The 231-nt window shown below is 37.7% G+C and carries 1 protein-coding gene; it reads left to right on the top strand.

The features are described 5' to 3' along the window. Positions 1 to 231: hypothetical protein (locus Q4528_RS16525; protein WP_303522886.1), on the top strand; the 231-nt coding region annotated here is incomplete at both ends.

The raw sequence follows: 231 nt of genomic DNA, 5'->3' as shown, positions 1-231 counted from the left end.
TGCCATTACAGATATTATCTCTGGGGATTTAATTCAAGGTAGTGAGCTAGGTTTAGGGTTGAGTTACAAGTCCAATCGCCGTAAATGGATAGATCTAAGCGCTCGAGCGGGTGCAAGTTTATATCGTTACGAAGATGAAAGTGGTAACAATAATGATTTTGACGGCTCTTTTCTGTTTAAGAATGGACTAAATGTTAATACTGTTTTCTGGTTAGTGGATTCGAGTTATAT

The sequence above is a fragment of the Staphylococcus pasteuri genome (genome assembly GCF_030547725.1).
In the GTDB taxonomy this organism is placed as follows: domain Bacteria; phylum Bacillota; class Bacilli; order Staphylococcales; family Staphylococcaceae; genus Staphylococcus; species Staphylococcus pasteuri.
This window is presented reverse-complemented; position numbering and strand designations above follow the sequence as displayed.